The following is a 15,280-nucleotide window of genomic DNA, read 5'->3' as shown; positions in this document are numbered from 1 at the left end:
TGATGAGCAAAAAACAACTTCCGGTAGCACCGGCGGGTCGCCCCTGCGCGCGCGTTACCTGTGAAACATTACCGTCCGCACTGGACCGCTGGGACGGCGGGATCAAGGCGGCGGCCACCGACGATAACAGCATTTCTGTTTTTGATGTTATTGGGCAGGACTACTGGGGCGAAGGGGTAACAGCTAAACGTATTGCCGGTGAGCTTCGGGCGATGAACGGTGCCGATGTTACGGTGAATATCAACTCCCCGGGCGGCGACATGTTTGAAGGCCTGGCAATTTACAACCTTCTCCGCGAATACGAAGGCCGTGTGACGGTGAAGGTACTTGGCATTGCCGCCAGTGCCGCCTCAATAATTGCGATGGCCGGGGATGATATTCAGATTGGCCGTGGTGCCTTCCTGATGATTCACAACTGCTGGGTATATGCGATGGGAAACCGTCATGACTTTGCTGAACTGGCTCAGTCACTGGAACCATTCGACACCGCCATGGCTGACATCTACGCTGCGCGTTCCGGTCTGGATATGGCCGCCGTACAGAAGTTGATGGATGCGGAAAGCTATATCGGTGGCAGTGATGCTGTGGCGAAGGGACTGGCAGACAGCCTGCTTTCTGCTGATGCGGTCAGCGATGGTGACGAATCTCCCGCCGCCGCGCTGCGAAAACTCGATGCGTTACTGGCTAAAACCAACACCCCGCGCTCTGAGCGCCGAAAACTCATTAAAGCCTTATCCGGTGGCATGCCTGGCGCTGTCACCAACCACGACGGTACGCCGGGCGCTGCCGAAGATATCAAACCTGAAACCATCAATTCACTTGAAAGCGCCCTGGCGGCGTTAGTCAAATAAGGACCCTTTATGTCTGAAGTAAACGATATTCTGAAAAAAGTCACTGCCAGCATTGAAGAGGCAACCGGCAAATTCAACGCGAAAGCAGAAGAAGCAGTCAAAGAGGCGCAGAAGTCTGGCAAGCTGTCAGAAGAAACAAAGGCCGCCGTTGATAAAATGGCTACTGAGTTCAACGCCCTGCGCGAAGCAGAAAAAACGCTGAAGGCCGCTATGGGCGAGCTTGAACAACACGTTGCCCAGATGCCGCTGGCAAACGCGAAACAGGTTGTGGAATCAATCGGCCAACAGGTGATCTCTGCTGAAGCGCTGAAAACCTTTGCCTCTGGCGTGGAAGGTGGAAAACGTATCAGCATCCCGGTTAAGGCCGCACTGACTTCTACAGATATACCTGATGGTGTCGTCGAACCCCAGCGAATTCCTGGCATCGATACGGCACCAAAACAGCGCCTGTTCATTCGCGATCTGATTGCGCCTGGCCGCACTTCCTCTCCGGCTATTTTCTGGGTGCAGCAGACAGGCTTTACCAACAACGCGAAAGTGGTTCCTGAAAATACGCAGAAACCATACAGCGACATTGAGTTTACGCCGAAAATCACTGGTGTAAGCACTATCGCTCACCTGTTCAAAGCCTCCAAGCAAATCCTGGATGACTTCGCACAGCTGCAGTCAACCGTTGATGCCGAAATGCGCTACGGACTGAAGTACGCAGAAGAGCAGGAAATTCTCTTCGGTGACGGTACCGGTGTGCATCTGCATGGCATCGTTCCTCAGGCGTCAGCGTTTAACCCGGCGTTTACTGTTGAACAGCAGAGCGGTATTGATGATCTGCGTCTGGCAATGCTGCAGGCGCAGCTGGCGCGATTCCCTGCATCTGGCCACGTCCTTCACTTCATTGACTGGGCACGTATCGAGCTGACCAAAGACAGCCTTGGCCGCTACATCCTGGCTAACCCTGCGGCGCTGACTGGACCGACTCTGTGGGGTCTGCCAGTTGTTGCCACCGAAGCGGCAGCCTTCCAGGGTAAATTCCTGACCGGTGCTTTCAACGCTGGCGCGCAAATCTTCGACCGCGAAGATGCGAACGTGGTGATCTCCACGGAGAACGCCGACGACTTCGAGAAAAACATGATCTCCATTCGTTGCGAAGAGCGTCTGGCGTTGGCTGTCAAACGCCCTGAAGCTTTCGTGTATGGTTCATTCAGCACTGGCGCGGGTAGCTGATAAATATTGCGGCCTTCGGGCCGCTTTTTTCGGGGCAAACAAATGCTTGATCAGAATATGGTGAAACAGCACTGCCGCGTTGATACCGATTTTACCGGCGATGATGCTCTGCTGAACATATACATGGGCGCGGCGGCTCGGTACGTCCAGACATGGACAAGACGAACGCTCTATGAGTCTGAAAGCAGCCCTGGCTACGCAGACGACCCGGACCCGATTCTGCTTAATGACGATGTTAAGGCGGCCATGTTACTGCTGATCGGACACTGGTATGCCAACCGTGAATCGGTAGCCATTGGGCAGACCGTTGCAGAGGTCCCGCTTGCAGTTGAAGCCCTGCTGCAGCCGTATCGAATTTACGGGGTATAGGAGGATTTCATGCAGGCAGGAAGACTGAGAGACACGGTGATAATTCAGAATATTACTACATCCAGAGATCCTTCTGGTCAGCCTGTTGAATCATGGCATGACGGCGCAGAAACCTGGGCAGAAGTAAAAGGTATTAGTGGGCGCGAGCTGGTAGCCGCTGGTGCTGAAACCGCAGTCGCCACTATCAGGGTATGGACTCGATTTCGTAGCGATATAACTGCTGCGTCCAGACTCATGGTTATGACTGGCCCGTTCAAGGGGGCTATTTTGAATATCGTTGGTCCGCCAATCCCTGATTCTCGTGGTATTCAGCTCGAAATTCTTTGCAAACAGGGTACCGAAAAATGATTGAGACGAGCCTCGATTTTTCCGGTTTGAATGACATCGCAAAGGACCTGGAGGCGCTTAGCCGCGCTGAAAACAACAAGGTTCTGCGTGATGCCACGCGCGCCGGAGCAGAAGTGCTAAAGGAAGAAGTGATTGCACGCGCTCCTGAGAGAACTGGAAAACTGAAGAAAAACGTGGTCGTTTTGACTCAGCGATCACGCCGCCGCGGGGAGATTTCTTCCGGTGTCCATATTCGTGGCCGCAACATGCGAACCGGTAATAGCGACAACACCATGAAAGCCAGCGACCCGAGAAATGCGTTCTACTGGCGGTTTGTTGAAATGGGGACGGTGAATATGCCGCCTCATCCGTTTGTGCGTCCTGCGTTCGATATTCGCCAGGAGCAGGCGACGGAGGTCGCGATCAGACGCATGAACCAGGCGATTGATAAGGCATTAAGTAAATGACGGAAGATGATCTCTATCCACTGCTCGCGCCGCTGGCCGGTGGGCAGGTTTATCCCTACGTTGCGCCGCTCGGTAGTGACGGGAAGCCTTCAGTCTCGCCGCCCTGGGTAATTTTCTCGATTATTACCGACGTGGCCGCTGACGTTCTCTGCGGTCAGGCTGAATCAGCCGTTTCCGTGCAGGTTGATGTGTATTCCAGCACCATCACTGAAGCGCGCACGATCAGAAATATGGCGCTTGATGCCCTGCAGGTGCTGAAGCCGGAAAGCATTGTTAAAACGCCAGGCTATGAGCCTGATCTGCGATATCACCGGGCGACGCTCGAATTTCAGGTAACCGTTTAACCTTACCCACCACAACAGACCGCTCAGGCGGTCTTTTTTTATCTGGAGAAATCATGACCAGTAAGTATGAAGTCACAAAGGGGATGACCTTTGCCGTCTCCGACGCGCCAGTAACCGCTGAGGATTTTAACTCCTCAACCTTCCCGGGTGCTGGCATTACCTGGCTGGAAGCGGCCTGTGCAACAAAGGAAATCACCTTCACGGGCGGTCAAAAAGGGGATATCGACGTAACCACGCTTTGCTCGACGGAACAGGAGCAAACCAACGGCCTCGCCGCGCCTGCTGAAATGAGCATTACCCGTAACTGGGTTGGCGATGAAGCAGCACAGGAGGTACTGCAGACCGCTTACGAAAATGACGAACTCCGTGCGCTGCGCGTGGTATTCCCGTCTGGCAACGGTTTTTACGTGCTGGTGGAGGTACGCCAGAGCTCGTGGTCTGCAGCAACCTCTTCCGTTGTTGGCGCTACCTATTCTCTGCGTGTACGCGGCAAACCTAAGCGCATCTATGCGTCTGGTTCCTGAGCGGCTTCGGCCGCTTTTTTTATCCCTCCGACCATGTAACAAGAGAAAAATGAAATGGCGCAAAAAACATCACAGAATTCATTACGCAACGTGGCGCTTACAGCATCGAAAGCCTATCGTACCAAAGAAGGTATCACGGTCCCTGAATGGGATGGCGCAAGGGTAACGCTGCGTGAACCCTCAGGCGATGCCTGGGTGAAATTCCGGGAGATCGTTAATCCCCAGCTCGCTGAGGGCGAAGAGGCACCGACGCTGACGGAGGCGGAAAAGTTTCTGCGTAACAAAAAGGCTGATGTGGTTCTGTTTATTGACGTTCTGCTGGATGAAAACGGCGAGCGCGTATTCAGCGACGAGGATCAGGAGTTGGTATCTAAAATTTATGGTCCCGTACACTCCCGCCTGCTGGCTCAGGCCCTAAACCTCGGCATGAGTCAGGAAGAAGCGGGAAAGCCGTAAAGCAGCCGCTGACCTTCTTCCTGATGTCGCTCGCGCTCCGAATGGGGCGCACTCTCCACGAACTGCGCCAGACCATTACCGCCAGTGAGCTAAAAATGTGGATCGAGTTCGACCGCATCAGTCCTGTGGGAGACTGGCGCGCCGATGCACAGGCGGCGCAGATCTCCGTTGCAATGCTGAACTCTCAGGGCGGGAAGTTCACTATCCCTGATGTGATGCTGAAATGGGGTGAGCAGGAAGAGGGTACAGAAGTGTCAGAACTCGAAAAATGGATATCCGGTCTTTGACGCTCGCGGCTGCGGGCTTTTTTATGGGTGAAATATGGCAACGCTGCGCGAGCTAATCATCAAAATTTCGGCGAACTCTTCTTCTTTCCAGTCTGAGATCGCCAGAGCGTCCCGCATGGGAACCGATTACTACCGCACTATGGAGCAGGGCGGAAAAAAAGCTGCAGCGGCCACGCGTGAAACTCAGCGGTCTTTGGCTGAACTGAATTCTCAGCTTGCAACCGTGCGATCTTCTGCTGCCGGGCTTGCCGGAGCGTGGGCAGGTGCATTTGCCACGCATCAGTTGATCGCATTTGCCGACACGTGGAACCAGTTGAATGGACGTCTTCGCCTTGCGTCCTCTTCCAGCGAAGATTATGTGGAATCACAGCGTGTGCTGATGGAGATCAGCCAGCGTACCGGAACATCCCTCGAGGCGAACAGCAACCTATACAGCAGAATTGCGCAGTCCCTGCGTGATGCCGGTTACGCTTCTGCTGACGTCGCAAAAGTTACGGAAACCGTTGCCACTTCACTGAAGCTGTCTGGTGCCAGCACCGAAGAAGCGAGCTCCGTTATCACCCAGCTTAGCCAGGCACTTGGCTCAGGCGTTTTGCGAGGTGAAGAATTTAACTCCATCATGGAGAACGGCGGCCGGCTGGCTAAACTGCTGGCTGATGGGCTGGGTACCACTGTCGGTGGCCTGCGCAACATGGCCAACCATGGCGAGCTGACGACTGACAAAATTGTCCCACTGTTGACAAACGTTGAGATCCTGCGCAAAGAATTCGATACGCTGCCAGCTTCCGTCAGCGGTTCTGCACAGAAAGTGCAAAACGCCTTTCTCGCATGGGTGGGCGGGGCGAACGATGCCGTCGGCGCATCATCAACGCTTTCCGGCGTGCTGGGTGGTCTGGCGAATAACATCGATGATGTGGCAAATACAGCCGGTATTTTGGTTGGTGTTGGCCTCGCTCGTTATTTTGGCAACATGGTCGGCAGCGTTGCTCAGTCAACCCGGGCTGTGCTCGCTAATACGGCCGCCGAGGTCGCGCTGGCGCAGGCTCAGGTTCGCGGCGCTCAGGTTAGCGTTGCTGCTGGTCGCCAGGCTGTTTACCGCGCTCAACAGGCGCGCGCAGCGGCGATGAGTATCGAGGCTCAGATTGTTGCTGAGCGTAATCTTGCTGCAGCTCAGGCATCACTGAATACGGCGCTTGCTGGCAGGGCCTCTGCGGTTAACAACCTCACCAGTACAGCCTCGGTAATGTCACGGCTGGGTAGTGGGGTGATGGGTATTCTCGGTGGCTGGCCTGGAGTGATTATTGGTGCCGGCGCTGCGATGTATGGCCTTTATCAGCATACCCAGCAGGTGCACCGTGAGGCGGTAGGTTTTGCCAACAACCTTGACGAGATCAACACCAAGCTCCAGCAGATGTCGGTGCTTGGCCTGCGTTCGACCGCGGCTGATGCCCGTACATCTTTACAGGCGCAAAAACAGGACCTGGCCGACCTCGACTCACAGATCGCGAAGGTGAAAGACAGCCTAAAAGCGGTTGACCAAATCCAGCAGGACTACAACCGCCATCCGACGCTGACCCTGATTAACACTTTCATGGACCAGGCCGACATCACGGCCAAAAACATCGAGCTGACCGATAAGCTGAACCAGCTGGAGTATCAGCGCGAACAGGCAGCCTCAAAAGTCGAGCAAACGCAGAAGCTGGTAAACAATGCCAGTGACCTGGCCACGCAAAAGGCTATCGAACAGGCTGGAGCCGTCTCAATCCTGAAGGGTGCATATGACCTTCTTAACCGCTCAATGTCAGCGACCGCTGGAGCTAAACCGCCACAGTATGCCGGGCCCGTCGTTTCAATGGCGAACGCAACGCCTCAGCAGCAAACCGCACTGGAGCGCTCACGCCGCGATAATGAGCTGGCCAGCTTAAGTGGTTTGGAGAAACTCCATCAGCAGCACGTCTATGAAGCTGAAGATCTAAAGCTGACGGGGGCTCTTTACACCCAGTACATCTACAACAAGGATCAGGCCGCCAAAAAGGATCAAGCTGCAGCTGAGGCCAAAAAGACCTCAACCGCCGCCTCTAATGCGCAAAGTAAAGCAGAGCGCGAGGCGGCCAGCACCGCCGAACAGTATTCCCGGAAAATGGCCGATCTGAGCGTGGCTATTGATGTTCAGCGCGTGCGGGCAACGGAGGGAGAAAAAGCCTCCGATCTTTATGCTGCTTCCCATCAGGCTGGCACTAAATGGACGGATGAGCAGCGCAGGGCTATTCAGGCATCGTCTACAGAACTGGCAAAGTGGACCCAAAAAGCAGATGAGAACGTGCGCAAGCAGCGCGAACAGGCTGATGCTCTGAAGGATTTAACTGAAGCGGCCAGGAAGTTCAGGGATGAGGCGACGCTGACAACCGAAACCAGAGGAATGAGTGATCGCCAGCGCAGCCGGTTCGATGAAACGCAGCAGATTGACCGTGTTTTTGCGAAAACTGACGGTGGTACCGAAGCCATCACACAGCGTGCGGCGGCTCTCGATGCGCTGGACAAAAAATATAAAGCAATCGCTGCTTCTGAAGCTGACTGGACTGCTGGCGCTGAGAAAGGATTTAAAAACTGGTTTGACACCGCTTCTGATTATTCCTCGCAGACAGCAGACCTTGTTAACAATTCAATGACAGGTCTTATCGGTAATATTTCCGATGCTTTATCGGGCAATAAAGTTGACTGGGAGGATTGGTCCAGATCGGTACTGGCTTCTATGCAAAAAATTATCCTTAACGCAATGTTGGTCAATTCGTTGAAGTCTGCAGGTGGCGGTGGTCTGTTTGGTTCTCTCGGTGGCATTTTTGGTGGGGGGGATGCAACCTTTGCAGGAAATACACCATCAGGCGCATATTCCGGCGCGGCCAGCGGACTGAAATTTGCCAAAGGCGGCGTCTTTGAATCCCCAAATCTTAGCCATTTCAGCAATTCGATCATATCCAGCCCGACGATGTTCAAATTTGCCAAAGGCGATGGATTAATGGGGGAAGCTGGCCCAGAGGCTGTTATGCCTCTAACCAGGACACCAAATGGCACTCTTGGCGTAAGGATGGTCGGCACTACAACTGCTGGTGGTGGTGAAATCCATATCACCCAGCATATCAATGTTTCTGGTAACGGTGACGCCGCGCTTAAACAGGCTATGCAGGAGGCTGCTGCAAAAGGGGCGGCGGATGGTGCGAAAAAGGCGCGCCAGGACATGCTGAGTGATTTTCAGACCAACGGACAGGCCAGGAGGATGCTTGGCGTTTAACTAAGGAGTGACTATGGCTGTGCTTGAATGGCCTGCAGATGTATGTCCGGCGTCGCTGACGTGGCGGCCGGAAAGTAATACCAAAACCTTTCGCTCCCCGTTTAATGGTACATCACAGACAGTTCGTTTCCCCGGCACCCGCTGGATCTGTTCCCTGACATTTAGCAACCTTACAGACGATAAATCCAGACGCATCGATGCGCTGGTGGCCTCGCTCGATGGTGAGTATGGCAGGGTGAAAATTCACGACTGGGGCCGGGTGGGTAGAACGCCTGCCGGAAATCCGGTGGTGCAGGACGCAAACCAGACAGGAACGCGGCTCAGCAGTAAAGGCTGGACGCCAGGCAAGCTCGTGCTTCGCACCGGGGATTACCTTACTGTGAACGATGAGCTGAAGATGGTAACAGCTGACGTGACCAGTACATCAACCGGTACTGCAATCATCCCTATTGTGCCAATGCTACGTACCTCGCCGCCGGTTAACGGAAAAATTGAGGTGGGGAACCCCTACGGCATTTTTAAGCTGAAGGATAACCAGCAGGGCGCGGGTAATCGCGTCCCGGGTATCTTTACCAGCTACACACTGGAGTTTGAGGAGGCTTTTTAATGCTGTATTCCCCTTTTTCAGATTCGATGATCACCTGGCTCTCGCGCGACAGGGTTACTGCGGTGCTGGCGGCAAATGTCCAGTTTGAGTCCGGTACCGCTTACGTCCATTCCGGCACCGGCACGCTGGTGCTAGGTGGATATGTCTATTACGGCATGGGAACGCTGGGGGCCATCGATGATGTGAATGAAACTAACACGACCAGCCCGACACAACTCAGGATGACGCTTTCCGGGCTGGATATGTCCCTGTTCGCTAAAACCCTCAACGAACGCTGTGTGGGCAAACCTGCAGAACTCTATCTGGTGGCGATGGATGATAACGGGGTTGTGCAGGTTGCAGACCTGATTTTTAAGGGGCGGATTTCCGGTACCGGGGCGACATCGGGCGAAACCAACGCCCTGCAGTACACCGTCAGTAATATTTTTGAAGACTGGCAGCGACCGTTCCCGGACCGCTATACCGACGAATCCCACCAGGCAGCCCAGCCGGGTGACCGAATATTTCGCTACGTCGCTCAAATGGCAGAGCGTTCAATTTACTGGGGCAGCAAAAAAGATGCGCCAGGGTTTACCTATTCGTGAGGAAGCATGAAGCATCCAGACTGGCATAACAGATTAATCGCCGTAATAAGGGCCGCTGAAAAGCGGCCTTTTTTATGGGGCGAGCATGACTGCTGCCTGTTTGCAGCTGACTGTGCCGAAGCGATGACCGGTGATAATTTTGCCAACGGCTGGCGCGGTACGTATGACAGCGAAACGGGCGCGAAAAAGGCGCTGCTGCGTGGTGGCGGCTCTCTTGAGAACGTGCTGGCGAAGTACCTCGACGAGGTGCCTGTGAAGATGGCCCAGCGCGGGGATATTGCTGTTGTTGAAAACAGCGGTACCCGCTGTGCCGGGGTGATTTATGGCGGCGCTGTGTGGGTGCCGGGGGAAGCAGGCCTGGTCTGCCTCAGGATTAAACCACTGAGTACATGGAGGATTCGCTGATGCCTGCTGCAATTCCGATTATCGCTACCGTTGCCGCTGGCGCTGCTGCAGCTAATGGTGCTTATGCCATCGCAATGGCTATCACCATAGCAGCGCAGGTTGCAACACAAATGCTGACGAAAAAGCCTTCACTCGGTGCCTATCGTGATACATCAGAGAGGAAGCAGGTTCTGCGCGCCGCTGCCAGCCCAAAAACGGTGATTTACGGAAGAACGGTATCAGCCGGTACGCTGTTTTTTTCGGAAGAACAGCCGGGTAACCAGACCGATGGGGAATGGCTTCACCTTGCCATCACCCTGGCTGGACATCCGCTTTCCGGCGTAGGGACCATTTATCTCGGTGATGATGATATTGGCTCGTATCCTGATAACGCGACCTGGGAAGTGCATAACGACCGTCAAACTGCCGATCCCTTTATGCTGAAAAATTGCCCGTCATGGAAATCGGACATGATCGGCAAGGGCATTTCGTGGCTTCGTGTGTCCCTGAAGTTTAACGCTGAGAAATTTCCTTCCGGCATCCCAAACATCAAAGTGGAGAAGACGGGGCGCAAAGTCCATGACCCGCGCACCGGCCGCACGGAATACAGCAACAACCTCGCGCTTTGCGTGCTGGATTACTACCGTAATTACCTCAAGGTTCCTGATGCGGATATCAACTGGGATCAGTTTCAGGAAGCCGCCAACATTTGTGACGAGACGGTAACGAATGGCGACGGTACGACGGAAAAACGTTACACCCTCAACGGTGAATTCGATCTCAGTGAAAACAAGGCCAGCATTCTTGAAGCGATGCTGGCTGCGGGTGCAGCTGAACCAACATACATCGCCGGTAAGCACGGTATTCTGGTTGGCGCGTATTACGGCCCGGCGACGGAAGTGATCACTGAAAGCCAGCTGGCTGGTGACATCGAAATCATGCCGGAGGTGTCCCAGTCTGAGCGCGTTAACACCATTAACGGCACGTTTATTGACCCGAAACAGACCTATGCTGAGGCTGATTTTCCGGCTGTTTCTGTCAGTGAGTGGGTTACAGAAGATGGCGTGGAGATTTCACAGGACCTGAAGCTTCGCTTTGTGACCAGTGAGTTTCAGGCACAGCGCCTGGCGGATATTAAACTGAAGCGCACCCGAATTTCGCGCACGATGAATCTCACGCTTAACCTGAGTGGCTACCGCTACCGACCGGGTATGTACGTGAAGGTAGACTTTCCGTCGCTCGGTATCGTTAATGTCGAAATGCGTGTCACTGACTGGAGATTCGGTGTACAGAACGGCGTGCAGATCACCCTGAAACAGGAGACTGCTGACGTCTGGGGGGATGCGATTGGGAAGCCGATTGAGCGCCCACCATTTACGCAGCTGCCGCCGGGTGGCGTGGCACAACCGCAGAATCTCAAATACACCGTCGAGGACATTGGGCAGGTGGTGCAGGGCGTGCTGTCCTGGCAGAACATCGGACAGTTTGTTTATAACAAGGTCGTGATCCGCAAGGCTGGTCAGATGGTGTTATCTGCTCAGGTTCCGGGTTCATTCACCAGGCTGACAGGGCTTGTTCAGGCTACCTACACGGCTCATGTCACTGCGGTAAATCAGATGGGCGCAGAATCGCCGGAGGCATATCTCGAATTCAGCATTCAGGCACCGCCTCCACCGTCCAGGGTCGATATTGAGCAGAGTTATTTTGCCATTACGCTTTATCCGCGCCTGGCAGCAGTAACGAACGTCTCAACGCAGTTTGATTTCTGGACGTCCGGCGAAACCAGACTACCGAATACCAGCACACCCACTGTTGAAGGTGGAGCAACGCGCGCCGGTGTCGGTACCACCTGGAGCAGCCACGGTCTGAAGAACGGCCACACCTATTACTGGTATGTTCGCACAATAAACGCTTTCGGTACGTCTGCGTTTGTCGAAGTGGCCGCGCTGTGCCAGACAGATACATCGGATCTGATAGATGTCATTGACGAAGCTGTCAGAAATTCCGATGCCATGAAAAACGTCGAGAAGGGCGTTGATACCAACCTTGAAGGCATTCTGCAGAACGCGCTGGCAAACAAAGGCACTGTGGATCGCCAGTTCCAGCAACTGGGTGAAGTTAACGCTGAAATACTGACAGTCAGAACAACAATCGCCACAGTAGACCAGGCGCTTGCGCAGCTGACGACCAGCGTTCAGTCTCAGTTTGAGGGCGTTAATTCACAAATACTTCAGCAGCAGACGGCCATCAGCAATAACACGCAGGCAATCGCATCTCTTGATACGTATGTGCAGTCTCAGGTTGGAGATCTGACAGCAGCGGTAAATCAGAAGATGAACGCGGAGGTGACAAGCAACGGTTCTGCGAAGGCGTCCTATACGCTGAATCTGGGTATTGTCCGAAACGGGGTGAAATACAATACCGGATTTGGGATGTCCATTGAACCTTCCGGAGGCAGTTACAAGTCAACCGTAGTATTCGCTGCGGATCAATTCGGTATCTACTCAGGAAGCGATCCGGGAAATTATCAGGCAGCATTTTTTGTCTTTAACGGGCAGGTCTTTATCCGTGACGCGATGATCCAGGATGGCAGTATCACGAACGCGAAGATCGGCAGTTACATCCGCTCGACAAATTTTGCCGCCGGTGTGCGTGGCTGGAACATCGACAAAAACGGCGATTGTGAATTCCATGGAAAGCTTTATGCCGACAGCGGTAACTTTGCCTTCAACGGGACCAATAACACGGTCGTTATTAACAATAACGGTATTACCGTCAATATCCCCGGCGGTGGCCGCATCGTCGTTGGTTCATGGTGATTTATGCCTTCAGGACTTTTAATCGATCTGAACGATGGTGGTAAGCCAATGGAAATTACCGCCGGGTTGCGCTGCCCGACATATGGCGGTGCGATATCCGGCGGTATAGGAAAAGTGAATACCGCGACAGTTGAGGGTTACGTTGCTGGTTCGAATGTCATTTTCATTCCAACCCAGACGGTAATCAGCGATGAGGGAATATTCAAGCTGGACAGCGTGAGCATATCCGGTGCGAACGTCACGCAAAACTGGAGCGGGAACTCTAACCCCGGCTTTCCCAATCCACAGCGTGTGGCATTCTCCGGAACGCTGTGGCAGATACTGCCGGTGAGCCAGAACTCTAATGTTGGCCTTCTGGTTCAGAACAGCACCGACTTTACCGCGATCACTACGGCGTCAAGAGTAGGGTACTGCATTTATAAGGCGAGGGTTACCGTCGGCACCTCAGGCTGGGTGACTCCCACTATAGCCGGGTTTGATCGCAGCAAATACCTTGTCTGCTGTAAGTGGGACAGTCCTTACACACTCGACTATGACGGGAACCGGCTGCTGTTTCTCAACGATGGATCCAATATCGATGATCAGCCGATGAGCGGTACCGTCGATGTGATTATTTTTGCTGGTGGTGTTACGCCCGTGGCCGCGAACCCTGGCTTCAATATTTATAACGCAGCAGGCCAATGTACGTTCTCAACCGCAAGACGGCCGTTTGTTTATCTCGGCATAAATTTTGTGCCATCTGCCACGGCTCAGACCGTACCCGGTGGCGGATATGTGCCGGTTGGCCGTTTTGGTCTGAGGGTGCCCAGTTTCGGCGGCGGCCGCATTTATCACTATCACTATGGACTGGTCATGCAGAACGGCACCCTCCGTGCCGGAAGGGGAGTGTATGTCGGCTGGGCAGACAGACAGCTGGCAAATGACGGGGTTACGCCGATCTCGTTACCCGTTATCCCCGATATGTACGTCTAAACCTTTACAGTATTAACACCAACCTCGCTCCGGCGGGGTTTTTTATTGCCTCAAAGGAGCATCTATGTCCGCAGGAACACTGACACTGACCAATAACTCAGCAGCAGTCACCGGCAGTGGCACGGCCTTTACCACCGAACTGACCGCCGGAGATTTTATTGTTGTGACCGTCGGCGGTATTCCATACACGCTCGCCATCAAAACCCTAAACAGTAATACTTCCCTGACGCTGGTCAGCAACTATACCGGACCTACGCAGGCTGGCGCAGCATGGTACGCCGTACCGCGAGTCGCTATGAACCTGGTCACCGCAGCGCTGGTGGCACAAAGCGCAGAAGCGCTGCGCGGTCTGAACTATGACAAACAGAACTGGCAGCGCATTTTCAGCGGAACGGGTAATGTTACGGTGACGCTACCTGACGGCAGCAGCTTCACCGGTCCGGCCTGGAGTGGTATCACCAGTTCGCTCGCCGGAAAGCTGGATAAATCACAGAATCTGAATGATGTTGCAGACAAAGCTGCCTCTCGCACAAACCTCGGTTTGGGAAGTGCGGCTACGGTAGACCGCCAGTCCTCGATTACTGATACGACAGCGGGGGTCGCTTTGATGCAGGGCGCATTTGGTCTTGGCCAGGCTATACCAAATCAATTTTCGGCAGGAATTCCATTAGACAGGCCTCAGTTCTTTGGAGCTACAGGAGGTAATACCAGCAATCCCGTTGGTCAGCGAATGGGTGGGATGGTTCTTGCATATGCCGGTGGATCATATGCCTGCGCGATAGCGGCGGCACTTGACACTACTAGCCCGACGATTTGGTTTAGGGGTATGGCAGGCGGTACAGCAGGTGCCTGGCAGAAGTTCTACACATCTACCAATACCACCGTAGCATCTGATGGCACCATTAAAGCCGCATCGCCAGTGGCGCGTATTGTTAAGTCTCAGGATGAGAGTAAGCGTACTGATGTGGCAGATGATGGTTTTACGTGGTGCGGCTGTGGTACTGCAAACGCTGAGGCTGAAGGCATTACCATTTCACGCCTTGATGTCGGTGTTTATGCCTTGATTGGTTCGGCAGGCCTGGCTTCCGATGGATGGCAGCTACTTCCTCCAATGGATCCTGGCGGCATGGGCGAGCTTGGCGTGGTCGAAGCGGAGCAAACCGAAAGCGGTGGGCTGACAATCCGCCTGTACAAACGCAAATATATGCTTAGCGATGACGGAGAAATCGTTAAAACAAAAGGGGAACCAATCGACGTACCAGTTAATAGTTGGATCGATGTGCGACTCGACATGCCTGAAAACAGTGTATGGCATCAGTGTCAGAAAGATGCGACAGACTCAGCATCTCAAGAACCAGCTTCGTAAAGTAAACCGCAGCCCGTTGTATGCAAGAACGGGCTGTGGTTGGGTGCCCAGTGTTCATGCCAAGCTACCGAATTGTATTTTACTTCAGTTGTATTTGAGTGTCTCTTTTCTGAATCCTACTCATCCTTACTTGATGCTCGAACTTTTTCAGCTATCCATGCTTCCACCTCCGTTGATACCCATCTTACTGACCTACCTATTTTTATTGATTTTGGAAACTCACCTCCATTCATCCACTTATAAATGACCGTCTTTTTGAAGCCTACAGTGCTGCAAACCTCTTTCAGATCCATCAAGTATGTGTTCAAGTTATGCTCTCCTCATTGAATGATAAATGTACGCCTTCTCGGAAAAGCTAACATTGAAACGAAAGGAAAACCGAAGGATTTAACAAAAGAAAACCCTACTCGGTA

Annotated in this window: 17 protein-coding genes; 16 read left to right on the top strand and 1 reads right to left on the bottom strand. The window is 53.6% G+C overall.

What is annotated here, in order from left to right; genetic code table 11:
- Positions 1-2: 2 nt before the first annotated feature.
- From AM410_RS01375 to AM410_RS01300, 16 genes are all read left to right on the top strand, one after another.
- On the top strand, positions 3-851 hold the full coding sequence (locus AM410_RS01375; RefSeq protein ID WP_108647432.1) for a head maturation protease, ClpP-related: 849 nt from the start codon (positions 3-5) through the stop codon (positions 849-851).
- Positions 852-860: 9 nt separating this feature from the next.
- Complete coding sequence (locus tag AM410_RS01370) at positions 861-2,072, top strand: phage major capsid protein (protein WP_108647430.1); 1,212 nt, start codon at positions 861-863, stop codon at positions 2,070-2,072.
- Positions 2,073-2,114: 42 nt separating this feature from the next.
- Positions 2,115-2,441 carry a head-tail connector protein gene (locus AM410_RS01365; protein ID WP_108647429.1) on the top strand — a complete coding sequence of 109 codons (327 nt, stop codon included), beginning with the start codon at positions 2,115-2,117 and terminating at the stop codon, positions 2,439-2,441.
- A 9-nt stretch (positions 2,442-2,450) separates the two neighbouring features.
- Complete coding sequence (locus tag AM410_RS01360) at positions 2,451-2,789, top strand: phage head closure protein (protein WP_108647427.1); 339 nt, start codon at positions 2,451-2,453, stop codon at positions 2,787-2,789.
- A complete protein-coding gene (locus AM410_RS01355; RefSeq protein ID WP_108647425.1) occupies positions 2,786-3,235 on the top strand; it encodes an HK97-gp10 family putative phage morphogenesis protein in 450 nt (149 codons plus the stop codon). The genes AM410_RS01360 and AM410_RS01355 overlap by 4 nt, the downstream gene beginning before the upstream one ends.
- Positions 3,232-3,579: a tail completion protein gp17 gene (gene gp17, locus AM410_RS01350; protein ID WP_059290927.1), complete on the top strand. Its 348-nt coding sequence runs from the start codon at positions 3,232-3,234 to the stop codon at positions 3,577-3,579. The genes AM410_RS01355 and gp17 overlap by 4 nt, the downstream gene beginning before the upstream one ends.
- Positions 3,580-3,632: 53 nt before the next feature.
- Entirely contained in the window at positions 3,633-4,103 is a 471-nt protein-coding gene (locus AM410_RS01345; protein ID WP_108647423.1) for a phage tail tube protein, read from the top strand.
- Positions 4,104-4,157: 54 nt separating this feature from the next.
- The gene (locus AM410_RS01340) at positions 4,158-4,559 is read left to right on the top strand and encodes a phage tail assembly chaperone (protein ID WP_108647421.1); all 402 of its coding nucleotides are present in this window, start codon (positions 4,158-4,160) and stop codon (positions 4,557-4,559) included.
- A gap of 23 nt (positions 4,560-4,582) precedes the next feature.
- The gene (locus AM410_RS01335; RefSeq protein ID WP_108647420.1) at positions 4,583-4,846 is read left to right on the top strand and encodes a phage tail assembly protein T; all 264 of its coding nucleotides are present in this window, start codon (positions 4,583-4,585) and stop codon (positions 4,844-4,846) included.
- Between the two features lie 34 nt (positions 4,847-4,880).
- Positions 4,881-8,135: a phage tail tape measure protein gene (locus AM410_RS01330; protein ID WP_108647418.1), complete on the top strand. Its 3,255-nt coding sequence runs from the start codon at positions 4,881-4,883 to the stop codon at positions 8,133-8,135.
- A gap of 13 nt (positions 8,136-8,148) precedes the next feature.
- Entirely contained in the window at positions 8,149-8,742 is a 594-nt protein-coding gene (locus AM410_RS01325; RefSeq protein WP_108647417.1) for a hypothetical protein, read from the top strand.
- Positions 8,742-9,326, top strand: coding sequence for a hypothetical protein (locus AM410_RS01320; RefSeq protein ID WP_108647415.1), 585 nt, complete (start codon positions 8,742-8,744; stop codon positions 9,324-9,326). Before AM410_RS01325 ends, AM410_RS01320 begins: the two co-directional genes overlap by 1 nt.
- Positions 9,327-9,332: 6 nt before the next feature.
- Positions 9,333-9,731, top strand: a complete 399-nt coding sequence (locus AM410_RS01315; protein WP_063214805.1) for a DUF6950 family protein — start codon at positions 9,333-9,335, stop codon at positions 9,729-9,731.
- Positions 9,731-12,529: a phage tail tip fiber protein gene (locus AM410_RS01310; protein ID WP_108648568.1), complete on the top strand. Its 2,799-nt coding sequence runs from the start codon at positions 9,731-9,733 to the stop codon at positions 12,527-12,529. The genes AM410_RS01315 and AM410_RS01310 overlap by 1 nt, the downstream gene beginning before the upstream one ends.
- A gap of 3 nt (positions 12,530-12,532) precedes the next feature.
- A complete protein-coding gene (locus tag AM410_RS01305; RefSeq protein ID WP_108647413.1) occupies positions 12,533-13,501 on the top strand; it encodes a DUF6453 family protein in 969 nt (322 codons plus the stop codon).
- A gap of 64 nt (positions 13,502-13,565) precedes the next feature.
- Complete coding sequence (locus AM410_RS01300; RefSeq protein ID WP_108647411.1) at positions 13,566-14,867, top strand: phage tail fiber protein; 1,302 nt, start codon at positions 13,566-13,568, stop codon at positions 14,865-14,867.
- Positions 14,868-14,983: 116 nt separating this feature from the next.
- Here the strand turns inward: AM410_RS01300 and AM410_RS01295 are convergent, their stop codons facing one another.
- A complete protein-coding gene (locus AM410_RS01295) occupies positions 14,984-15,160 on the bottom strand; it encodes a helix-turn-helix transcriptional regulator (protein WP_236900130.1) in 177 nt (58 codons plus the stop codon).
- Positions 15,161-15,280 lie beyond the last annotated feature (120 nt).

The organism is Enterobacter cloacae complex sp. FDA-CDC-AR_0164, assembly GCF_003071645.1.
Taxonomy (GTDB): Bacteria; Pseudomonadota; Gammaproteobacteria; order Enterobacterales; family Enterobacteriaceae; genus Enterobacter; species Enterobacter ludwigii.
The sequence above is the reverse complement of the archived record's forward strand: the minus strand, read 5'-3'. Positions and strand labels throughout refer to the sequence as shown.